Genomic DNA, 21,365 nt, shown 5'->3' on the forward strand with positions numbered 1-21,365 from the left:
GTGAGACGGAGCAGGTTACGTCGGTACACCCGCCGCCGGGCACGTGCGGCGATCGTGCTGGCTCTGGTGGCGGCGTTCCTGTCGCCGGCCGGTGCCGCCGTCGCCGACATGTCGGACCTCGGCCGGCTGCTCGACCTGACGCGCCCGGGGCTCGGCGCGGTGGCGGCCGAGCTGGCCGCCGGTGACGAAGCGGGCGCCGCGAGCGAGCTCAAGGTCTATTACGCGGGCCGCACCGGCGTCCAGTACCCGGCTCCGGCCGCGGGCTCGGGCGGTGGCGACGCGGGCCCCGACGAGCTCGCGGCGGGGATCTTCCGGTTCGGCTCCCAGACCCGCGACTTCTACGACAGCGCCGAGCAGCGGATCGACGTGGACTGGCAGGACCTCTGGGGCGGGACGCAGAGCGCCCCCGGCGGCGCGCAGACGTTGATGAGCGACTTCACGTTCATGCCCAAACTGGCCTCCGCGTACCTGACCGCGAGCGACCCGGCGAAGCGCGCGGCGTACGCGAAGGCGTGGATGGACATCTCGCTGGACTTCTTCGCCGACAATCAGAGCTGGCCGCAGGGCCGCAACCTGTCGGCGGCCAAGCGGCTTGCCCAGCTCATCAGCACGTTCTCCGTGTTCCGGGCCGATCCCGGCATCGACGCGAGCGATCTCGTGGCCTACCTGTCCGGCGTGCACGCCACGACGAACTACCTCGTCGGCGTGCTGCAGATCCATTTCGGCAACAACTGGTACATGTCGATGGCCCGCTCCGTCCACGCGGCAGCCGTGTTCCTGCCCGAGTTCTCGGCATCGTCCGGCTGGGAGTGGTTCGCGATGCGCTCGGCCGAGCGGTTCGTGCGCACGTGGCTGAAGGGCGACGGTGTGTACCGCGAGCCGGCGTTCAACTATCAGGCGTACGTGGCGGACATGCTCAACGCCGTCGTCACACTCGCACAGTCCAACGGGCGGACCGTTCCTGACGCGCTCGCCCAGGGGGCGGACTGGATCGCGGACTCGCTGTTCGCGACCCGACAGCCGAACCTCGAACCCGCGGCGATCGGCGACACGCCGAACGACACCGCGGGGACGTCGGCCATCCGCCGGAGCGGCGTCCGCAACTCCTGGTCCGACTTCACCTGGGTCGCCACCGGCCGGAAGCAGGGGACCGTCCCGACGCTGTCGTCCACGGTGTTCCCGATCAGCTTCGCGGTGCAGCGTTCCGGGTGGGACGCCGACGCCCGCTACCTGCTGATCAACAACCAGAACACCAGTTACACCGCCTCGCATCGGCATCCGGACGACCTCAGCCTGGTGATGGCGGCGTACGGGCGTCCGCTGATCGTCGACTCCGGGGTGGGGGACTACAGCTCGACCGAGACGAACAACTGGATGCGCCGTGAGACCGAGGCGCACAACACCGTCGAGGTCGACGGAGAGCCGCAGGCCGAAGGCGTTGCCCGCACGACGTCGCGGTGGCGTTCGAACGCGGGCCTCGACATCTACCGCGGTGCGGCGATGGGCTACCGGCCGGTCGAGCACGATCGCGTGGTCTACTTCGTCAAGCCCGGCTTCTGGGTGGTCTCCGACGCCCTCACCGGTGACACCGCCGCGCATAGATACCGGCAGCTCTGGCACTTCCCCGGCGATCCGGTGGCCGTCGACTCGACGACGAAGGCCGCCACGGTCGGGTTCGACACCGTGCCGGGAGCCGCGTCCGTCGCCGGCGTGCGGCTCATCCCGGTGGCCACGCCCGGCGCCGCAGTGACTCCCAGGGTCCACAAGACCGGCGCCGTACGCGTCGGCGAGCGGGTGCTCACCGACGTCGACTTCCTGTCGTACGACTGGTCCTCCACGGGGCCGACGGGACTGGACACGGTCGTGGTCCCCGGCCCGGCCGGCGCGGCGCCCTCGGTGACGGCGAAGCGCATCGCCATGTCCGGGGTGAGCCACTCCACGGCGACGGCGATGGAGATCGCCATGCCGGGCGCGACCGGGCGCTTCTACCTGTCGCGCGAGGCGAACCCCTCATCGAGGACGTTCGGGGCCGCCACGACCAACGCCGAGACCGCGTACCTCGAACGTGCTTCGGGCGGCGGCCTCACCCGGTACGCGCTGACCAGAGGGACGTCGCTGACCGACGCGAACAGCACCGTCGTCGGCGCGACCGCACCGGTGTCCGACGTCAGCGTGGAGCTGAGCGGCACGACCGCCCGGATCTCGATGGGGGACCCGTTCACCGGCACGCTCTCCCTCCACGCGCCGAACGCGACCGCGGTGACGGTGAACGACGCCCCGATCACGTTCACCCGAACGGGCGACCTCATCACCGTGTCACTGCGGGAACAGTTCGCCCCGGCGCCCGTGCTCGCCGACGAGTTCGACGACGCCGGCCTGGACCGCACCGTCCATGACTTCGACGGATCCTTCGGCGGCTGGACGCCGGTCCAGGGGACCTGGGCGGTGAGCGGCGGACAACTGGCACAGACCTCCACCGCGGACATCGTCTCGTTCGCGGCGCTGCAGGACGTACCGGATGACGTGGTCATGTCCGCGGACGTCGTTCCCGGACCACGCGGCCAGACTACGTCCCGTACCGGTCTCGCGTTCCGCTACCAGAATGCCCGCAACTACTACCGGGCCGAAGTGCTCAACTCCACGTCGGGCGCGACGCTCAAGCTCGTGAAGATCGACGACTCGGATACCGAGGTCCTCGCGGAGACGGCGCTGCCGGGCGGCGCCAACGTCCCGCACACGCTGGTCGTGTCCGCGATCGGGAAGCATCTGAGCGCCAAGGTCGGCGACACGTCGATCTTCGCGGACGACACGCGGTTTCCGACGGGCGGTGCCGCCGCCTACACGCATCGACGGGCCGCGAGCTTCGACGACATCGTGATCAGGGAAGGGCTCGACCAGGCCAACTGGCGAGGAATAAGCGGGTCCGTCTCCGTCGCCTCGGGCAGGCTGCGCCTCACGCCTGCCGACGGCCGGGCGCACGTCCTGGCCGAGCCGACCCTGCCGAAGCGCTTCTCCGACGCGTGCGACTACGCCGTGGAGACCACGCTCACGCTCGAGGGACCCGCCGCCGGTAACGCGGGAATCTCGCTGCGGGACAGCACGGACGCGTACGGGTACCGGATCCACGTCGGCAGGACGAGCGACGGAGACCGGTACGCGAGCATCATCCGCGAGGCCCACGCGTCGGGCCCCTTCATCGTGGCCAAGGCGGATCTCAGCGATCCGCTGACAGGTCCCGTGCGGCTGGGCGCGACGATTCACGGCGACCGCATCACGATGACGTTAAACGGCGAGGAGATCCTGAAGGGCCGCGACACCGTGGTCCGCAGCGGCGGCGTCGGGCTCTACGCCTCCACGAAGACCTCGTTCGAAGACGTCACCGTCGCCGGCTCCTGCGGAGGACGCTAGCCCTGCCCCTGCCACGAGCAGGTGCCCTCGCCGCGTCAGGACGAGCGTGGGCACCTGCACCTCGCGGATCAGCGCATGGTGTATCGGGTGTGGCAGCCCTCCATCCACGCCTCGTCGAATTCCCGGCGTTCGGCTCGCGAGCGGGCCGGCGCTCCTCCACGATCTGGATCTCGACCGGCAGGATCACCGGGCGCTTCCTCGATCGGGAGAGCGACGCACGGGTGGAGGCGCGCAACGGGGTGATCGTGGTCGGGGACGCGGCCGTCACCGACGAGGAGTTCAGCGGTGGGGCGTTCGATCAGGTGTCCCAGGGGTGGGTTTCCAGGTTGCCCAGATGATCGATGGCGACGCGGTCTTCGCGGGCGAGGGTCGTCACCAGGTCGTCGGCCTCGTCAAGGGTGACGTGACGGCCGCGGGAATGGCGGGCCTCCTGGTCAGGGGTTTCCAGCCACAGCCGGCGTCCGTCCTCCCAGCGCATCTGGATGACGCCGCCCGAGCGGCCGATGAAGACGGCGAAGTTGCCCTTCCTGGGCGTGAGATCGAGCAGGAGGCTTCTGGCCTGTTCCAACGGCATCGGTACCGGTTCGTCCTCGTAACGGCCCCGCCGGTAGTCGCAGTAGGTGACGGTCATGTGGTGCGGGTCGGGGGAGGCCGGCGGTGGGCCGCCCGGCCAGGTGGCGAGTCGGCCGAATCGTCGGCGGCGCCAGGCCAGGGGCACCTCGATGCGCGTGCCGGGATCGCCGTTCCACTGCGCCTCCAGGCCGTGGCGGCGGATCGTCTCGGCCACCTCCCTGCCGATGCCGGCCTGATCGGTGGTGACCGAGGCGTCGTTGAACACCCCGTAGGCCAGGCTGAGGCGGCCGCCGTCCACAGCGTCCCGCATGTCCTGCCGGTGGCAGAAGACATAGCCGCGGTACGCGTGCCGCTCGTCGTCCGGCACCTCCCCGCCGATCTCGGCGATCCCGCAGTTCTGGCAGCACGCGAAGTCCGCCCTCGCGACGATGCCCGCGAGCTCCAGATCTTTGAACGCGCGCAGCAGCCGATCGCTGTCGAGCACCTCCGGCCAGATCGGCTGGTCGGACAGGTAGCGCGAGAACTCCTCGACGGCCAGCTCGCGCAGCAGCGATTCGGCCCCCGGAGTGCCTCCCAGGAGATCGGTGCCCTGTTCGACGATGCCGTCGAAGTCGTCCTGGCCCAGCGCGAGCAGAAGCCGTACGAACTCTCGCGCTTCGGACTTTTGCCTCTCGTCGAACATGCTTCCGTAGTATGCCGTCTGGGCGGCCGGCGGGGCACTCGCCGTGGACTGGAGCGGCCCTCCATGACAGAGATGATCAGGCGGGTGCCGTCGCGCGGGGCCGAGTCAGCCGGTACGCGGCCAGGAGCGACGCCCACGTCATGATGAGCGCGATGGCGAGGGCGAAGGCGACATTGGCCACGCGGGAGCCCTGCACCACGAAGATCGAGATCCAGGCCGCGAGAAAGAGTGCGCCGATCGCCCTGCTCAGGAGGGCCCGGCTGCGGCGTTGGGTGGCCGCGAAGTGCCGGCCGAACGCGAAACACGCGGCGACCAGCGCGAGAAAGGCGACCCCCGAGACGAGCAGGTGCACCATCCCCTGCGTGCTCATGCTCGTGGGCGTGCCGAGGGGCGTCCCAGGCGGAAAGCCGTCGGCAGGATCGGCGGAGAAGAAGGCGGCGGCGACCATCCCGGCGCCGAAGACGCCGACCAGTCGCGGCCCCCAGATGCCGCCCCGGCGCGCCGGGTCATGCGCCCGGTGCAGGCCGACCGCTCCGGCCACGAACAGCAGGCCGCTGACCGCGAAGTTGGCGATCTGCACCCAGCCCTGGTCACCGTTGCTCAGCATGCTGGCCGGGTGCCGGCTGATGTCGAACCCGTCCCTGGTGAGCAGCTGCAGCACGACCACGACGATGTAGAGCGGGCCGGCGGCGGTGCCGCACATCAGCAGCGTCCGCGTCGCCCTGCCGGCCGCTGCGGAGGTGAGGTTGTCGGTCATTCGGCCTGTTCCTCTCACGAGAACGAGATGAGCTGTGGCGCGCCGGGTCATCTGCCGCCGTCCCCGCCGGTCTCGGAAACCACGTGCCCCATGGGTAACGCGACGGCCGTGGAGATGCCGTCGTTTCGCAGGTCGCTGTCGATCATTCGTCGTCCTTCTCCTCATCGTTCGAGCCGGGTCGGCCATTCGCGGACGGCGGCTCGTCAAGCGGGTGGTGGTGCTCGCGCCGGCCACTCGCGAGTTCGGCGCCCAGCGCGTCCAGGCACCAGCTCCAGAACCGGCGAAAGCGCTCCATCTGAATGCCGACCTCCCGGATGGTGCGGGGCCGGCGTCGTACGGACACAGGGGATCCCGGCCGCGTCGCCGAACACGTCGAGTGAGTGCACGAGGCCAACAATCCCACTCTTCGCTTATATAAGTCAATCCTAATAACGAACCGTCGCCTGGGCGGCGATCACCGGGTGCACGCCCCCTTGCTGTCGGCGACTCGCAGCCTCAGCGTCGTCCCGTAGTGCTGGCGCATGCTCTGGCCGGCGGGCGGGTCCTGGGTGCAGACGGTGCGTTCGAGGTGCGAACCGTCGTCGTATCCCTCGGTCACGATGGGTTGGCTGCTGACGAGTGGGAAGCCGAGCTGCAAGGCCTTCTGCTTCGCTTCGTTGCCGGCCTTGCCGACGAAGTTCGGCACGACGGGCCAATCGGTGACACGGCCATCGGGCGGGCACGGCACCTGCGGTGGCAGGAAGCCGAGCTCTACCTTCTTGGCCTGGGAGTCCTCGACCTGGGTGCAGACGATCCAGGTGCCGGAGTAGGACTCACCGTCGAACAGATGGCCGTCGGGCAGAGCCTTGTACGCGGTGGCATAGGCGGGCCAGGAGCGCCTCAGCTCGCCGCTGACGGCGTCGAGCGTCTTTCCCTTGAAGGAGGGCAGCGCGGGGGAGGGGCGTTGCGATTCTGTGCTGCTTCCCTCGCTCGCTCCGGTGGGAGCTCCGGTGGAAGCTCCGGTGGAAGCTCCGCCAGAGCAGGCCGCCAGACCGAGCGCGGGCACTGCCAGCAGATTGAGTGCGAGGAGGCTGATTCTCACCATTGCCGCTCCTGAGCGTGGTCGGACATGGCGCGACCTTAATGGTCGTCTTCGCGCTGCGGGGCAGCGCGCCGATGATCGGTCGGCGGCTAGGCGACGTTGAACCACTTGGTGCAGGTCCAGCGGTTGCTGGATTTCAGGCAGGCGCGGAACCAGCGGCCGCTCGGCTGGTTCACGCCGCGGGTGTGGGCTCCGCCTCCCTTGGCCTTGGCGTGGCAGGAGTGGTAGCCGTGGCCCCAGCCGAGAGAGATCCGGTCGCCTTCGCGGATCACCCAGCCTCGTGTCATCTCTCGCTCCTTAGCGTCCGTCGATGAACGAAGGATGGCCGAGGGGGCGTTGAAGATCTGTTGAGCGCACGTTGAAGCGCTGAAGGTCGCGGCCTGTGCCGTCAGAAGCGAAACATTTCGGCGAATCGGTCGAGCAGCGCGGGGTCGCCTTCTGTTTGTACGCTGCCGTCGCGGAGTACGTCGTCAGGAGTCTTGCTGCCGCTCATCAGTTCGCGGATGGGGTAACCGGTCAGGCGTTCGATGACGAGGTCGGGGGAGGGGTGGGGGCCGATGCCGACGGTGAGCTTCCCTTGGGTGATCTGCAGGCGGAGCGTGATGTCCCTCATGCGGATCTCGTAGCCGGCGGTGATTTTTTCTGCTGCTTCCGGTCGGTAGGTGGTGTGGAAGGACATGGCGACCGATTCGGCGGTGATGAGCTCGCCGGGGCGGGGCTCGGTGAGCGTCCGCGCGCCCCAGCGGCCCAGTGCGATCAGCGCGGGCTCGAGGTCGCGTCCGTAGTCGGTGAGCTCGTAGACCACGGCGCGCTCGGGGCGCGGCAGCGCGCGGCGGGTGGCCAGACCCGCCTCCTCCAGCTGTTTGAGGCGGGTCGAAAGGATGTTGGTCGGGATGGTGGGCAGACCTTTGTGCAGGTCGGTGAAGCGCTGGGGCCCGATGAGCAGGTTGCGGATGATCAGCATGCTCCACCGTTCGCCGACCATCTCCATCGCGCGGGCCAGGCCGCAGAACTGTCCGTACTCCCGAGAGGCCATGATGCAGATCCTAACCCATGGTTCAGTTGACAAAGTCTGCTTGTAAAAGACAAGCTTGCCTGGCGCGAGATCGTGACAGGTCGTACAGAATGGAGAAGCGCATGTCGTTCCAGGCCTACCTCGACAACATCGAGACCAAGACCGGACTGACCCCACGTGAGTTCATCGCTCTGGCGAAGGAACGCGGCTTCGACGACCCGTCGGTGAAGGCCGGAGTGATCGTTGACTGGCTGAAGCAGGACTATGGGCTCGGACGTGGACACGCGATGGCGTTGGTGCACGTCATCAAGAAGGGGCCGAAGATCGACGCCAAACACGTCGGCAGCTCGGGCTCCCACCGCGACGAGTCCGACACGCTCTGGCTGGACGGCAAAGACAACCGCCCCTGACAAGCCGCCCGAGCCGCTGCTTGGGCCTTCAGTGTCGCGACGGAGTGTCGGTGCGTCCATCATCAGCGGACGGTGACGACGGCGAGTCTGCCGTTCGTGTTCGCGCCGGCGGGTGGCTGGGCCCTGCCGTCGTCAGCACACTGGCTTCTGGTAGCGGGAGAGGCGGAGCTCGAATCCTGTGGCCTGGCCGGAGGGCGTGAGTGCGTGGCCGCCGCTGGTCGTGAGGCTCCATAGCCAGGGCTGTACGTGGCGGAGCGGGGATCCTTCGGCGCCGGCGCAGATGGCCTGGCGCAGGGCCAGGCGTAGACGATGCAGTTCTTCCAGGTCTGCTGCCGGATGGTCCACCGCTCGCTGTCGGCCGTCCCTTGCGGTCGCTTGGGCCAGGGCCATCGCCTGGGCTTCGACTGCCGGCGGCTCGTTCCTCTTGCTGGAGACCTGCTGTGTCCTCCAGTCGGACCAGTTTGATCCGATGCTGTACAACGCCGCCAGCAGTGCCGTGAGGACCTGCCGTTCCTCTTCCATGCCCTGACCCCAGATGTCCCTCAGCAACGGGATGATTCGGGCCCAGGTCACATGAGCGAACCTTCTGCCGTCCTCTTCGGGCGGCGGTGTGAAGGTGAGCGGGGGTGTCAGGTAGGTGAGGTCCACTTTGGTGTGCGGATGATGGTGGCGGGCGAGCGTGTAATAGCCGGAAAGCTGGCCTCGTCGATGGCTGGAGCTCTCGGTCTTCAGTTCGATCATCCACAGGCGTTCCGTCCACAGCACCGCGTAGTCGGGGGCTCCGCCCTGCTCGTCGTCGTGGCGCGGGCGTAACTCGAACTCGTCCACGAACAGCGGCTGCCCGTTCCAATCGGCCCGTCCGAATGACAGCGCGTCCAGCGATCGGAGGAACCGGGCGCCCTGGGGTGACAGAGGGGTACGGCTGTTCCATCGGGGATACGGGCCGCCCACGATCAACATGGTCAGGAGGCGCTGGCAGTACTCCTCTCGTCCCAGTCGTAGGCGTCCCAGCAAGTGGATGGGGTCTTCTATCGTCATACCTCTCACGCTTTCAGTCGGACGGCCGGCGTGGCATGGGAAGGTGGTCCGGCGGAGGAGGAAGCATGTCCATTGATCTGTCATTGACTCCGATTCTCGCTCGCTCAGCTAAAAAAGGCAGAACAAGGCTTCATGACCGTGCCCAGAGGCGGGATCGACTGTCGGCTTCGGCCGTTCGTACCTGCCGTAGCGTGTGGCAGCCTGGGCGGGTGGCGGTCTTATGGGGGCGAGAGGAAATTGTCCAAGCGGTCAGGAGTTGTTTGCTCCGGGCCGGGGTGATGGCGGACGGGTTCTCCGGTGTCGATGTGGTTGCGGAGCCGGAGAAGCTCTTGGTGATTTTCCGTTGGCGGCGGGATCCGAACGTTTACGCCTTTGAGGTCGCGTTTCCGGCCGCGCCTAGAAGTCCGTGGACCGGTCTGCCGGTGAGCTCGGCGGATGAGTGGGCCGTGGAGGTGCTGGCCAAGCTCACGGAGGAACTCGCGACCGGGTTGGTGAGTCGTAGCCGCCGGAAGGTTCGCGAGGGGTACGTCGTGCTGGATGCGCGGGACGCCCCGGATGTCTCTCCCGCTGGGTTCAGTCTCAGCTCGGTGCCACTCGTCGGGTTGCCGTCCCGCCCGAGGCGGCGGCGCGGGACCCATGCGGAGGAGTTGGTGCCTCTGCCCGCCTCCGAGACCGGGACGTGGCTGGCCAAGGTGGGCATGGATGTGAGCGTTCCCCATCGGCTGATCGCCGAGGACAGGCTCGCCTGCTGGGTGCAGGCGTATGCGGACGAAGCGCGCAGGCACCGTTACGTCGGGCATGCGGTCGCGTCGTGGGAGGACGAGCGGCGCGGCGCCGCGCGTCTCGATCTGGTCCAGATCCGGCCCGGCGTCCCGGCGGAGGTACGCGGTGCGCTGGTGCATGTCGTGGTCCGTACGGCGGCCGAGGACGGTGCTCTGCGCGTGGTCACCGCGATCGACGATCCAGGACTCCACCCGTACGGCTTCCAGGCCGCGGCCGGGGGCGGACTCGTGTTCGGCACCGTCGACACCGAGCCGCCGCCGGGAGGTCACGGGTGAGACGGCCTACCCGGAGGCCGTCAGCCCTCGGCTTCCGGGCCTACGAACAGGATGGCCTGGTCGTCCGTGCCGCGCAGACCCTCGTGGACGTGCCAGCCGGGGTCGACGTCGCCGGCGGGGACGCCGTGGGGGTAGGGCTGGTCGGAGCCCCGGTATCGGTAGCGGTACTCGATGCGCATGCCGCGCGCGCGGAGGATGGCGACCGCCTCCGCCACCGTGTACTGGTCGATGCCGGGCAGGCCGATGCCCTCGCCCGGCTGGTCGCCGGGGCCTGTGTCGTACATCTCACCCTGCTCCGCCGTACGGCCGAAGACGATCCTGGCGAACGACCGGTAGCCCACCGGCACCTTGACGGCCACCGAGCACGCGTGCTGCCCGCATGAGCCGCCGATGGCCTCGATCCGGCCGGCCGGATCGTCGCGATCCTCCATGAACAGGACGGTGCCCGCCTTGTCCTGGCTCGTGGGGGCCAGCTTGAGGTCGATGTCCATGCCTCGCTGCCGGAACTCCTCCCGGTAGCGCTCGGGGTCGGCGTTCGGGTCCTGGATCCGTACGACGAGATAGCCGCCCTCGCGCTGGAAGGACAGGGCCGCCGCCTCCGCCCGTTGCGGCCCTCCCCAGACGGCGGTGAACGCGATCATCGCGGCGGCCGTCGCCGCCGCCGCGAGCGGAATGCCGACGAAGAGGCGCCACCGCGGCCGGGGTGCGGGTTCCGGAGTGGTCGCGGTGATGTGCGCTGCCAGCGCGTCCCTGGTCTCCGTGCTCACCAGCGTGGCGATCTCGTCGTCGGTGACGGGGTTGAGGCGGCTGATCGAGATCCCGGTCATGCGGAGTCTCCTTCCGGTACGTGGGCGCGGGCGGCATGCCGTGGCGGCTCCGCCGGCAGGGCGCGGGCCAGGCGGCGGCGGGCCCGATGCAGGCGGATCCGTACGGCGTTGGCCGAGCAGCCGAGCACGACCGCGATCTCGGCGATGGACAGACCCTCCCAATCGGCGAGCGACAGGACCTCCCGGTAGCCGTCCGGCAGCGCCCCGAAAGCCGTCGCCAGGGCGTCCATAGCGGGCTCCTCCCGAACCTGCCGTTGGACGACGCTCAGCTCGGAGGCCAGCTGGGTGGTCAACGCGGCGTGCCGCCGTTCACCGCGGCGATGGTTCGCGAGCACCCGTCGCGCGACGCCGAACAGCCATGGACGTGCCTTCTCGCCCGCGGGCACGTCGTCCAGCCGCCGCCACACGGTCATGAAGGTCTCGGCTAAGACGTCGGCCGCGTCATGGCCGTTCGCCGTCCGCCGTACCAGGTAGGCGAGCACCGGATCATGGTTGGCCTGGTACAGCTCCTCGAAGCGACGACGTCTGTCGTCAGGTGGTGGCACGACTTCACGCTCCCTCTGCGTCCGACATTTCGCACATGTCCTGCAGAGGGCGGATGATTTCACTGCCGCCGGAATCAGCCGCCAGCCCCCGCACCGGGCGGCGGCTCACCATAGGCCGGGGCAGGGGTCGCCGCGCCCTGACCCCGGCCCCGAGCACCGGCGGAAGCCGGTCAGTTCTGCAGGGGCATGAGGTGCGTGGCGAAGTCGTCGAGCCAGCGTTCGGCCGAGGGCACGGGGGTGGCGGGGCGGACGACGAACTTGGTGATGCCGGCGTCGACGAAGCGTTCGATCATCGCGCGGGCGGCGGGCCAGCCGACCGGGACGATCTCGGCGGGGTCGGCGCCCGGGTTGCGTCTGGCGATGGCGTCGAGTGCGGTGGCGGGGATCTCGGTGGTGGCGACCGCGAGGCTGGTGCCGTAGTGGTCGGCTTCGATCTCGCGGCCGGCCTCGGCCGCGTGCGTGGCGATCGCCGTACGGCCCGCGGCGGCCTGGCCGGGGGTGAGGAAGCTGGCGAGCCAGCCGTCGGCGAGCCGGCCGGCGCGGCGCAGGGCGCGCTCGCCGCTGCCGCCGACCCAGATGTCGAGCGGTTTCGGCGGGAGGGGGCCGATGCCGACGTCCTGTACGGTGAAGTACTCGCCGTGGAAGGTCACCTTCTCCTGGCTCAGGAGGAGCCTCAGCAGTTCGAGCGACTCGTCGAACACCGCGCCGCGCGGCCCGGGGACGGGGAACGCCTCCCGGTCGGCGGGTCTGGCCGGGGTCAGGCCGAAGGCCGGCAGGACGCGCTTGGGGGCGAGCGCGGCCAGGGACGCCAGTTGCTTGGCCACCCGCAGCGGGTGGCGGCCCGGCAGGATCATCACACCAGTGCCGACCTTGAGCTTGCGGGTGGCGGCCAGCGCGTACGCCATGCCGACCATGGGCTCGACGGCCGGCTCTTGGACCAGCTCCGACAGCCACAGGGAGTCGATCCCGAGGGCCTCGGCCCGCTCCGCCAGCCCGGCGAGGTGGTGAGGGGTGTCTCCCGGCGGCGGCGCGATCCCGATGCGTACCTTCACCGGCCCATTATCGCGGCCCTGACTCCCGTGCGGCCGCCTGAGGGCCGGCCCGGGATGACGACGGCTGAAACGGTGAGCACACAAAGGCGCGCGTACGCATATTGATCACCATCACCACTCAAAGCTCAGGACATTGCGCCGGGGGAGGGGAAGCGGAGCGAAGGGGGAGGGGCCGGGCATAAAGGCTGTATAAAGTGATCGCGTCGGGCCCATTGATAACACCCGTGCTCACTCGTTGTCCAGCCACCAGTTTCGCCGCGCTCCGTCACGTAGCGCGATCGAAGAGGCCGTCATCAGCCGATACGCTGCGTCACACCCCACCGAAATGGCCGCGGCCGGCCACTTGTCGGACGAGTCGCTCGCTCGTACGACGGACACGGGGAGTGATCACCGGCCTAACGCCGATGACCTGCCCGTCCATAGCCGGATATGAGCCGAAGTTCTGACGCTTTCGGTGTTACTTCTTGACATTTCGCCGGAAATGGCGCGTACTTCGATCGAAGATCGGTCTAACTACCCCCGCCCCGAGCACCGCACAAACCCTCGCAAGCGTCACCGATTGGGGAACCGTGACCGAAGTACGTAGCGGCATGGCCGAAAACCTGCTCTCCCGGCGTGCCTTCACCACCTCGGCGGCGGCCGCCGCCCTCGCACCCCTGGTCACCACGCAACCCACCGCGGCGTCGTCCCTGGCCGGCCCGGCCGCGGGCGCGGTCCGCCGCATCACCCTGTACGCCGAGCGGCTGGCGGACGGCCAGCTCGGCTACGGCCTGGAGCCCGGCAAGGCGACGATCCCCGGGCCGCTCATCGAGATGGTCGAAGGCGACACGCTGGAGATCGAGATGGTCAACACCCTCGACGTCGCGGCCAGCCTGCACGTCCACGGCGTGGACTACGACGTGGCCAGCGACGGCACCCGGCTGAACGACGGCGTCGTCGAGCCGGGCGGCCGGCGTACCTACATCTGGCGCACCCATGCGCAGGGCAAGCGCGGGGGCGGCGCCGGCATCGAGCCGGGCAGCGCCGGCTACTGGCACTACCACGACCACGTGGTGGGCACCCCGCACGGTACGGTCGGCATCCGGCAGGGGCTCTACGGCCCGCTGGTGGTCCGGCGGAAGAAGGACGTCAGGCCGGACAAGACGTTCACCGTCGTCTTCAACGACATGATGATCAACAACCGCCCCGCGCACGACGCGCCGGAGTTCGTGGCCAAGGCCGGCGAGCGCGTGGAGTGGATCGTGATCACGCACGGCGAGTTCTACCACACCTTCCACATCCACGGGCACCGCTGGGCCGACAACCGCACCGGCATGCTGGAGAGCACCGACGACCCGAGCCGGATCATCGACACCAAGATCTGCGGGCCCGCCGAGTCGTTCGGCTTCCAGCTGATCGCGGGCGAGCGGGTCGGACCTGGGGCGTGGATGTACCACTGCCACGTCCAGAGCCACTCCGACATGGGGATGGCCGGCATCTTCAAGGTGACCGACGAGAACGGGAACGTGCCAGGTCAGCCCGGCGACGGTCACACAGGCCACTAGAAACACCCTCGACATCCGCGACAGGTCCCGAGCCACTCTCGATCCCGAGGAGCGACGATGGGTCGAACAGACCGTTTACCGTCCCGATCATCTTTCTGGCGGCGTGTGTTGACAACGCTGTCGATCGCCGTCCTGGTGCTCGGCCTGGCGCCACCGGCCGTCACGCCGGCCCTGGCTCAGGCCCCCGCCGCCCCGGACGCCAAGAAGGCCGCCGTCCGCGTGCTGGTCTTCAGCGGCCTGGCCGCGCAGCAGGACGACCCGGTGCGGACGGCCGTGACCGCGATCAGGGAACTGAGCAAGAAGAACGGGTTCACCGTCGAGGAGGCCCAGGATCCCGCGGTCTTCACCGCCGACAACCTGGCCCGCTACCGCGGCGTGGTGTTCCTGTCCGCCAACGGCGTGACCCTGGACGAGGCGCAGCTCGCCGCCTTCCAGACGTTCATCAGGAACGGCGGCGGGTTCGTCGGCATCCGCGACGCCGCCAAGGCGCAGGTGGACTCGGCCTGGTTCACCGAGCTGATCGGCACCCGCCCCGTCGGCGCCCTGCCCATCGCCGAGAAGGTGACGGAGAGCGCGGCGAGCGGCGAGAACCCGCCGAACGAGACCAAGGACAAGGTGTTCGACGGCGACAACGACACCAAGTGGCTGGCCAGGACGCCGACCGCCTGGGTGCAGGGCAAGCTGGAGGAGCCGGTCGCGATCGCGCACTACGCGCTGACCTCGGCCAACGACTTCGCGGGCCGGGACCCGAAGGACTGGACGCTCAAGGGCTCGCAGGACGGCACGACCTGGACGGATCTCGACAAGCGCAGCGGGGAGACCTTCCCCCAGCGCTTCCAGACCAAGGACTACGAGTTCGAGAACGACACGGCGTACCAGTACTACCGGCTCGACATCACCGCGAACAGCGGCGAGCCGCTCACCCAGCTCGCCGAGCTGCGGCTGTACGGGCCCGACGCCGCGCCTCCGCCCGAGCCGAAGGCGCAGAAGGCCACCGTGGACATCGTCGACCGGCGGCACCCGGCGAACGAGGGGCTGCCGCTCACCCTGTCGCGGACCGACAAGTGGCTGAGCTGGAGCCCGAACCCGGTGGGCAAGGTCCACACGATCGCGCAGGTCGAGGAGTGGACGTACAACCCGAAGATGGACGGCAACGGCGCGTTCCACCCGGTCTCCTGGTGCCGTGACTACGACGGCGGCCGGTCCTTCTACACCGGCATGGGCGGCACCGCGGACAGCTACGCCGACAAGCACTTCCGCACCCACCTCACGGGCGCCATCCGGTGGGCGGCCGGCATCGTCAGGGGCGACTGCCAGGCGACCATCGCCTCCAACTACGCCGTGGAACGGCTGACCGGGCAGAACGCGCAGGGCCAGATGGACCAGATCGGCGAGCCGCACGGCCTGACCGTCGCGCCGAACGGCAAGGTCTTCTACATCGGCAAGGCGGCCTGCGCCACCGGCCCGGTCCCCGACTGGAACGACCCGAAGGTGGGCCTCGGCTGCGGCACCATCCACCAGTGGGACCCGCGCACCAAGCAGGTCAAGCTGCTCGCCACGCTGCCCGTCATGGGCAACCGCGGCAGCGGCGACGAGCTGGTCAAGAACGAGGAGGGCCTGGTCGGCATCACGCTCGACCCGGACTTCGCGGAGAACGGCTACATCTACGTCTACTGGATGCCGCACGCCTCGATCGACCGCGACCGGCGCATCGGCAAGCGCACGGTCTCCCGGTTCAACTACGAGTCGCGGACCCAGACGATCGACCTGGACAGCCGCAAGGACCTCCTGGCGTGGGACACGCAGATCCACAGCTGCTGCCACGCGGGCGGCGGCATGGCGTTCGACGACGACGGCAACCTCTACATCGGCACCGGGGACAGCAACTCCTCCGGCGGATCCAGCGGCTACTCCGGCAACAACTGGACCCAGGACTACAAGGGCACCTCGTTCCAGGACGCCCGGCGTACCTCGGGGAACACCAACGACCTCAACGGCAAGATCCTGCGCATCCACCCCGAGCCCGACGGCACCTACACGATCCCCGAGGGCAACCTGTTCACCGGCAAGGAGGAGGGCGGCGGCAAGACCCGCCCCGAGATCTGGGTGATGGGCGTGCGCAACATCGCGCGGCTCCAGTGGGACAAGGTGAACGACTGGATCACCGCCGGCTGGGTCGGCCCCGACGCCTTCGGCCCGAGCGAGACGTGGGGCCCGGCGAAGTACGAGACCGCGACCGTGCTCACCTCCGCCGGCAACCAGGGCTGGCCGTACTGCATGGGCGACAAGCAGCCCTACCGCGACCGCAGCAACAGCGACGCGACGCAGCCGGCCGACTGGTACGACTGCGACGACCTGAAGAACACCTCGCCGCGCAACACCGGCCTGGTGGACATCCCGCCGGCGCGCAAGAACATGATCTGGTACTCGCCGCAGGGCGGCGGCCCCGTCTACCCGGAGCGGCAGGACGGCAGCGGGCTCCCGTCGTACCAGCAGGGCGAGGAGACCTTCACCATGCCGTACCTCAAGGGCGGCAACCAGGCGGTCATGTCCGGCCCGACCTATCACCGCTCCCTGGCCGACACCGCCAGCGGGGTCGCGTGGCCGGAGTACTGGGACGGCAAGTGGTTCATCGGCGACGAGGGCAACAGCAACAACCGCATCGCCGTCACCGTGGATCCGAAGACCGCGAAGGACGCGGGCCGGCCGGCGTTCGCCGAGGACCTGCGGCACATCATCCCGGGCGGCACCGGCGCGAACCAGCTCCAGTCGTGGATGGACGCGAAGTTCGGCCCCGACGGCGCGCTCTACATGCTCGACTACGGCAACGGCTTCTTCAGCCTGCACCCGAACCAGAAGCTGATCCGCATCACCTACAAGGGCGGCCCGGCGACGCCGGACCCGAGCGCGGCCGTGGTGCGCCCGGCCCGGCAGAACGCCGACCCCAGGACGATGACGTTCTCCAGCGCCCAGGCCGGCGGCGTGGCGTGGGAGTGGAACTTCGGCGACGGCAGCGAGCCGTCCACGCAGGCCGCCCCGACGCACACCTACCCGGGCTTCGGCGTCTACCAGGCGACGCTGAAGGTCACCTACGCCGACGGCGAGCAGGCCACCGGGAAGATCGTCGTCACGGTCGGCTGCGGCGCGCCCGACGCCAGGCCGACGGTGCAGTTCCTGGACACGCTCACCGGTGTGCGCAACAAGGTCGTCGCGGGCGGCTGCACGATCAACGACCTGATCGACGACGAGCGCCAGTGGAAGAACCACAACCAGTTCGTCAAGCACGTGCAGGCCGTCGTGGACCAGCTCCTGGCGGACGGCGTCATCACCGCCCAGGAGGCGGACGCCCTGCGCAAGGCCGGCCGCCAGTCGGAGGTCGGCAAGGTGAGCGGGTACGAGCCCATCTTCGACGGCACGGCGTCGTCGCTGCTGGGCTGGAGCCAGGCGCCGTCCGGGCAGTTCACCCTCCAGCCGGACGGCACGATCCGCAGCTCGGGCGGCCTGGGCATGTTGTGGTACGCGGACAAGGCGTACGCGGACTTCTCGGTCCGGCTGCAGTTCCGCGACAGCTCGCCCGGCACGACCCGCGCCAACAGCGGCGTCTTCGTCCGGTTCCCGGATCTGAGGACCCCGCTGGAGCAGCGTCCCGCGGGGAGCTGCGGCACGGTCGGCTCGGCGCGCACGTCACCCGCGTGGGTCGCGATCTTCTGCGGCCACGAGATCCAGATCTACGACGGCGACACGGGCGAGCCGCAGAAGACCGGCTCGGTCTACAACTTCTCGTCCAACAGCCTGAGCCGGGCCGGGGTGACCCCGAAGGGCCAGTGGAACGACTACGAGATCAGGGTGGTCGGCCAGCACTACACGATCACCCGCAACGGCACGGTGATCAGCGAGTTCGACAACACGCCGGGGAAGGCGTCGTCGCGCGCCGGTGACCCGCCCACGGACCTGCGCCAATTCATCAGCGGGTTCATCGGGCTGCAGAACCACGGCAACAGCGACGTGATCGACTTCCGCAACATCCGCGTGCGCGAACTCTAGGCCGGGCGCCGGGCGCCGTCCCCCCTGCGCCCGGCACCCCCCACCAGCTCGGAAAGGTGCATCGACCCATGCATGTCTCCCTCTTACGTCGAGTGCGCGCAGCGGTGACGGCGCCGCGGCTCGCGGTGGTGCTGCTCGCCGTGGCGCTGCCCGCGCTCTTCCTCTCCTCCGTCCAGGCCGAGGTCCAGCCGCGTACGCAGGCCATCTCCGTGAAGGCCGCGGAGCAGGTGCTGACCTGGACCGCCGACGACAGCATGACCGCGTACAAGACGGCGCCCGAGTCGGCGACGGCGGGCCCCGCCACCATCGTCTTCGAGAACAGCACGGCCACCGGCAACACGACCGGCATGACGCACACGCTGACCTTCGACGTCTCGACGCCCGGCTACAACCACGACGTCAACCTCAACATCATCGCCAGCCCCTTCGACGCCGACGGCGGCCGGCACGTCGCCCAGGTGAACCTCACCCCCGGCAAGTACCGCTACTCCTGCGTGATCCCAGGACACGGCCAGATGTTCGGCGAGTTCGTCGTCACCGACGGCGGAGGCGAGGACACGACCGCGCCGCAGGTCGCCGCGCAGGTGGCGGGCGACCAGAACGAGGAAGGCGCCTACGTCGGCGCGGCCACGGTCACGATCTCGGCGAGCGACACCGAGTCCGGCGTGGACACCGTCGAGTACGCGCTCGACGGCGGCGCGTTCGCCGCCTACACGGCCCCGGTCTCGGTCGACCAGCCCGGCGAGCACACGGTGACCTTCCGTGCCACCGACAAGGCGGGCAACACCTCGGAGGTGGGCTCGGTGACGTTCACCGTGGCGGCTCCGCAGGGCGAGGACACGACGCCGCCCGAGGTCACCGGTGAGGTGACCGGCGACAGGAACGAGGAGGGCCAGTACGTGGGCGCGGCGACGGTGACGCTCACGGCGAGCGACGCCGGGTCCGGCGTGGACACCGTGGAGTACTCGCTGGACGGCCAGCCGTTCGCGGCGTACACGGAGCCGCTGTCGGTGGACCAGCCCGGCGAGCACACGGTGACCTTCCGTGCCACCGACAAGGCGGGCAACACCTCGGAGGTGGGCTCGGTGACGTTCACCGTGGCGGCCTCGCAGGGCGGGGACACCACCCCGCCGCAGGTCTCCGCGCAGTTGTCGGGCCGGCAGGACTCGGCGGGCAACTACGTGGGCTCGGCGACCGTGATGCTCTCGGTGAGCGACACCGAGTCGGGGGTCGCCACGCTGGAGTACTCGCTCGACGGTGAGCCCTACGCCGAATATCCGTCCCCGGTGTCGGTCACCGAGTCCGGCGCGCACACCTTCGCGTACCGGGCCACCGACCGGGCCGGCAACACCTCGCCGGTGGCGACGCTGCGGTTCACCGTGGTCTCTCCCGAGGACGACACCACGCTGCCGCAGGTGGCGGCCGCGCTCACCGGCACCCAGGACTGGGCCTGGAACTACGTGGGCTCGGCGACGGCGACGCTCACGACGAGCGACGTCGGCTCAGGGCTGGACAAGGTGGAGTACTCGCTGGACGGCCAGCCGTTCGCGGTCTACACGAAGCCGCTGAAGGTCGATCAGCCCGGCGCGCACGTCCTGTCCTATAGAGCCACCGACAAGGCGGGGAACATGGCGGTCGGCACCGCCCCCTTCATGATCGTCGAACCCGCCGCCGAGTAGGCCGGGCTCCGGCCCCGGGTCCCGGGGCCGGAGTCACACGGCGTCGTAGCCGGTGGTGCAGCGAAAAGCCCGGCTCGGGAGGCAAGGGCGGGGGCGGCGCTGCTGGTGAGTGTTACGCGTACGCAGTTGGTGAGGCTTCGCCGGCCGGGCTCGAACCGGCGTCCACCCGGAATGACGAGCCGGGCGCTCTACCGCTGAGCTACGGCGAAGCCGCGATCATTATGGCCGGTCGCCGTGCCGGTCGCCACCGGGTTCGTCGGGCAGGTTTCCGGTGATCACGCCTGCTTCGAACGCGTGCGTGATCTCCGGGGCGCGGCCCGGTTTGACGGGTCTGCCGCTGAACGCCCCCGCGCTGCGCAGCAAGGACGCCCACACGGGGTCGGCGACCTCGACGCCGTGGACGAGCTCGGGCGTCACCTCGAAGCGGGGCACGCTGCGCTTCGGGCGCGGCATGGTCCAGCCGCGCTGGCTCGCCACGATCCCGGCGCGCGCGCAGGCGTTCTCCACCTGCTGCCGGGTGCAGGAGACGGCGCCGTCGAGCACGTCCCACGGGAAGGGGAGCCGCGCCCACACCAGCGTGTCGGGGTCCAGGTCGGAGCCCGTGCTGCGGCGCCAGCGCACCAGGTCGTACGCCATGAGCCGCATCACCTTGCCGGGGCAGGACACGTCCAGAAGGTGCAGCGTCCCGGTCGCCGACAGGCATTCGAGCCAGGACAGCCGGGCGGTGTTGTACGCCTGGGCGAGGAGGTTCCAGGTGGTGGAGTCGTCGCCGCGGTAGACGATCATGTCCTCGCGGTCGAAGTCGTTCTCCTCCCACACCTCGCGCAGATGGACGGCGCAGTCGCGCATGGCCGTGAACCACATGCCGAGCAACCGGCCCCGCTCGGTGTCGCTCAGCCGCGCCAGCACCTGCGCGTCCGCGTAGACCCAGGAGATCATCGCCCAGTCCGTACGGTCGCCGCACCGCCGCAGCAGCATCTGCGCGATCTCGTCGAACGCGCTCTCGCGGCCGGACAGCGAGAACTCGCGGCGCAGGTTCCTGCGGGCCACGTAATAGGCGATGAAGCACGCCGCCGCCGGGTCGCTCAGGAAGCGTTCGAGCGTGATCCGGGACGCGAACCGGGACCGGCCGAGCAGCGTCAGACGTCTCTTGTCCTGCTCGCGGCGGAGCGTCCCGGCCTTCGCCTCCAACCGGCGCAGTGCCCGGAACCGCCGGTTGTACTGTCGTTTCGACACCTCGATGCCGGCCGCCGCGCGTTCGGCCCGGTCCAGGCGGTCGTCGAGGAAGTCGCCGTGCCCGGAGATCCAGCCGACCTCGTCGCCCACCCGCGCGGCGAACCCCATGAGCGCGTCCGGCCGATCGCCGTCCACCGTGGACGCCTCGTCAGGCACCTCGAACAACCGCGCCGTCGCCGCCACCTGCCGCGCACCGCCCACGGGCCGGGCGAAGTCCTCGCTCATCGAGGTCGCGTACCCGCGCCGCGCGCCGGAGTGCTCCGCCGCCCGCTCCAGCAGCCGCCGCTCCCGATCGGTCAGGCCCGGTTCCGCGCGCAGGACGAGCTCGGCGATGTCCTCGGGACGCCGCCGCTGATCGAGCGACGCGTGCAGCTCCGCCAGAAGCGCGTGATCAGTCACGCTGCTCATTATGGCCA

At 69.5% G+C, this 21,365-nt stretch carries 18 protein-coding genes and 1 tRNA gene; 7 read left to right on the forward strand and 12 right to left on the reverse strand.

Annotated features, from left to right (window positions below; all coding sequences use genetic code 11):
* Together AB0K18_RS10615 and AB0K18_RS10620 are read left to right on the forward strand one after the other, a co-directional pair.
* Entirely contained in the window at positions 1–3,408 is a 3,408-nt protein-coding gene (locus tag AB0K18_RS10615; protein WP_364912885.1) for an alginate lyase family protein, read from the forward strand.
* A gap of 89 nt (positions 3,409–3,497) precedes the next feature.
* Positions 3,498–3,746, forward strand: a complete 249-nt coding sequence (locus tag AB0K18_RS10620) for a hypothetical protein (RefSeq protein ID WP_364912888.1) — start codon at positions 3,498–3,500, stop codon at positions 3,744–3,746.
* Here the strand turns inward: AB0K18_RS10620 and AB0K18_RS10625 are convergent.
* The 6 genes from AB0K18_RS10625 to AB0K18_RS10650 all read right to left on the reverse strand — a co-directional run bounded on the left by AB0K18_RS10625 (position 3,707) and on the right by AB0K18_RS10650 (position 7,537).
* Positions 3,707–4,663, reverse strand: coding sequence for a hypothetical protein (locus AB0K18_RS10625; RefSeq protein ID WP_364912891.1), 957 nt, complete (start codon positions 4,661–4,663; stop codon positions 3,707–3,709). The two genes, AB0K18_RS10620 and AB0K18_RS10625, sit on opposite strands and share 40 nt — an antisense overlap.
* A 76-nt stretch (positions 4,664–4,739) precedes the next feature.
* On the reverse strand, positions 4,740–5,420 hold the full coding sequence (locus tag AB0K18_RS10630; protein WP_364912893.1) for a DUF998 domain-containing protein: 681 nt from the start codon (positions 5,418–5,420) through the stop codon (positions 4,740–4,742).
* A 142-nt stretch (positions 5,421–5,562) separates the two neighbouring features.
* Positions 5,563–5,763, reverse strand: coding sequence for a hypothetical protein (locus tag AB0K18_RS10635; RefSeq protein ID WP_364912896.1), 201 nt, complete (start codon positions 5,761–5,763; stop codon positions 5,563–5,565).
* A gap of 111 nt (positions 5,764–5,874) precedes the next feature.
* Positions 5,875–6,504 carry a PASTA domain-containing protein gene (locus tag AB0K18_RS10640; protein WP_364912898.1) on the reverse strand — a complete coding sequence of 210 codons (630 nt, stop codon included), beginning with the start codon at positions 6,502–6,504 and terminating at the stop codon, positions 5,875–5,877.
* A gap of 86 nt (positions 6,505–6,590) precedes the next feature.
* Positions 6,591–6,788, reverse strand: a complete 198-nt coding sequence (locus AB0K18_RS10645) for a hypothetical protein (RefSeq protein WP_364912901.1) — start codon at positions 6,786–6,788, stop codon at positions 6,591–6,593.
* 101 nt (positions 6,789–6,889) lie between these two features.
* Positions 6,890–7,537, reverse strand: a complete 648-nt coding sequence (locus tag AB0K18_RS10650) for a winged helix-turn-helix transcriptional regulator (RefSeq protein ID WP_364912903.1) — start codon at positions 7,535–7,537, stop codon at positions 6,890–6,892.
* A 101-nt stretch (positions 7,538–7,638) separates the two neighbouring features.
* On the opposite strand from AB0K18_RS10650, the gene AB0K18_RS10655 reads away from it, so the two are divergent.
* On the forward strand, positions 7,639–7,926 hold the full coding sequence (locus tag AB0K18_RS10655) for a DUF4287 domain-containing protein (RefSeq protein ID WP_364912905.1): 288 nt from the start codon (positions 7,639–7,641) through the stop codon (positions 7,924–7,926).
* 132 nt (positions 7,927–8,058) lie between these two features.
* Here AB0K18_RS10655 and AB0K18_RS10660 read toward each other — a convergent pair whose 3' ends face one another.
* Positions 8,059–8,754 (reverse strand): hypothetical protein, encoded by a 696-nt coding sequence (locus tag AB0K18_RS10660; protein ID WP_364912907.1) that lies wholly within the window; start codon positions 8,752–8,754, stop codon positions 8,059–8,061.
* Between the two features lie 488 nt (positions 8,755–9,242).
* On the opposite strand from AB0K18_RS10660, the gene AB0K18_RS10665 reads away from it, so the two are divergent.
* Positions 9,243–10,022: a hypothetical protein gene (locus AB0K18_RS10665; RefSeq protein ID WP_364912909.1), complete on the forward strand. Its 780-nt coding sequence runs from the start codon at positions 9,243–9,245 to the stop codon at positions 10,020–10,022.
* 20 nt (positions 10,023–10,042) lie between these two features.
* Here AB0K18_RS10665 and AB0K18_RS10670 read toward each other — a convergent pair whose 3' ends face one another.
* From AB0K18_RS10670 to AB0K18_RS10680, 3 genes are all read right to left on the reverse strand, one after another.
* Positions 10,043–10,849, reverse strand: a complete 807-nt coding sequence (locus AB0K18_RS10670) for a hypothetical protein (RefSeq protein ID WP_364912912.1) — start codon at positions 10,847–10,849, stop codon at positions 10,043–10,045.
* Positions 10,846–11,394: an RNA polymerase sigma factor gene (locus AB0K18_RS10675; RefSeq protein WP_364912915.1), complete on the reverse strand. Its 549-nt coding sequence runs from the start codon at positions 11,392–11,394 to the stop codon at positions 10,846–10,848. Before AB0K18_RS10675 ends, AB0K18_RS10670 begins: the two co-directional genes overlap by 4 nt.
* Before the next feature lie 170 nt (positions 11,395–11,564).
* A complete protein-coding gene (locus AB0K18_RS10680; protein WP_364912918.1) occupies positions 11,565–12,446 on the reverse strand; it encodes a TIGR03854 family LLM class F420-dependent oxidoreductase in 882 nt (293 codons plus the stop codon).
* 569 nt (positions 12,447–13,015) lie between these two features.
* On the opposite strand from AB0K18_RS10680, the gene AB0K18_RS10685 reads away from it, so the two are divergent.
* From AB0K18_RS10685 to AB0K18_RS10695, 3 genes are all read left to right on the forward strand, one after another.
* Entirely contained in the window at positions 13,016–13,990 is a 975-nt protein-coding gene (locus AB0K18_RS10685) for a multicopper oxidase domain-containing protein (RefSeq protein ID WP_364912921.1), read from the forward strand.
* Between the two features lie 105 nt (positions 13,991–14,095).
* Positions 14,096–18,034, forward strand: a complete 3,939-nt coding sequence (locus AB0K18_RS10690) for a ThuA domain-containing protein (protein WP_364912923.1) — start codon at positions 14,096–14,098, stop codon at positions 18,032–18,034.
* A 68-nt stretch (positions 18,035–18,102) separates the two neighbouring features.
* On the forward strand, positions 18,103–19,713 hold the full coding sequence (locus AB0K18_RS10695; RefSeq protein ID WP_364912926.1) for a chitobiase/beta-hexosaminidase C-terminal domain-containing protein: 1,611 nt from the start codon (positions 18,103–18,105) through the stop codon (positions 19,711–19,713).
* 135 nt (positions 19,714–19,848) lie between these two features.
* Here AB0K18_RS10695 and AB0K18_RS10700 read toward each other — a convergent pair.
* Both AB0K18_RS10700 and AB0K18_RS10705 read right to left on the reverse strand, forming a co-directional pair.
* A tRNA-Thr gene (locus tag AB0K18_RS10700) sits at positions 19,849–19,922 on the reverse strand.
* Between the two features lie 10 nt (positions 19,923–19,932).
* Entirely contained in the window at positions 19,933–21,348 is a 1,416-nt protein-coding gene (locus AB0K18_RS10705; RefSeq protein ID WP_364912929.1) for a hypothetical protein, read from the reverse strand.
* Positions 21,349–21,365 lie beyond the last annotated feature (17 nt).

The organism is Nonomuraea sp. NPDC049421 (assembly GCF_040677005.1).
Classification (GTDB): domain Bacteria; phylum Actinomycetota; class Actinomycetes; order Streptosporangiales; family Streptosporangiaceae; genus Nonomuraea; species Nonomuraea salmonea.

Coding starts and splice junctions, on each gene's coding strand:
- AB0K18_RS10650 (WP_364912903.1), bottom strand. CDS start 7,537: ATGGCCTCTCGGGAGTACGGACAGTTCTGCGGCCTGGCCCGCGCGATG.
- AB0K18_RS10670 (WP_364912912.1), bottom strand. CDS start 10,849: ATGACCGGGATCTCGATCAGCCGCCTCAACCCCGTCACCGACGACGAG.
- AB0K18_RS10665 (WP_364912909.1), top strand. CDS start 9,243: ATGGCGGACGGGTTCTCCGGTGTCGATGTGGTTGCGGAGCCGGAGAAG.
- AB0K18_RS10645 (WP_364912901.1), bottom strand. CDS start 6,788: ATGACACGAGGCTGGGTGATCCGCGAAGGCGACCGGATCTCTCTCGGC.
- AB0K18_RS10625 (WP_364912891.1), bottom strand. CDS start 4,663: ATGTTCGACGAGAGGCAAAAGTCCGAAGCGCGAGAGTTCGTACGGCTT.
- AB0K18_RS10655 (WP_364912905.1), top strand. CDS start 7,639: ATGTCGTTCCAGGCCTACCTCGACAACATCGAGACCAAGACCGGACTG.
- AB0K18_RS10640 (WP_364912898.1), bottom strand. CDS start 6,504: ATGGTGAGAATCAGCCTCCTCGCACTCAATCTGCTGGCAGTGCCCGCG.
- AB0K18_RS10695 (WP_364912926.1), top strand. CDS start 18,103: ATGCATGTCTCCCTCTTACGTCGAGTGCGCGCAGCGGTGACGGCGCCG.
- AB0K18_RS10630 (WP_364912893.1), bottom strand. CDS start 5,420: ATGACCGACAACCTCACCTCCGCAGCGGCCGGCAGGGCGACGCGGACG.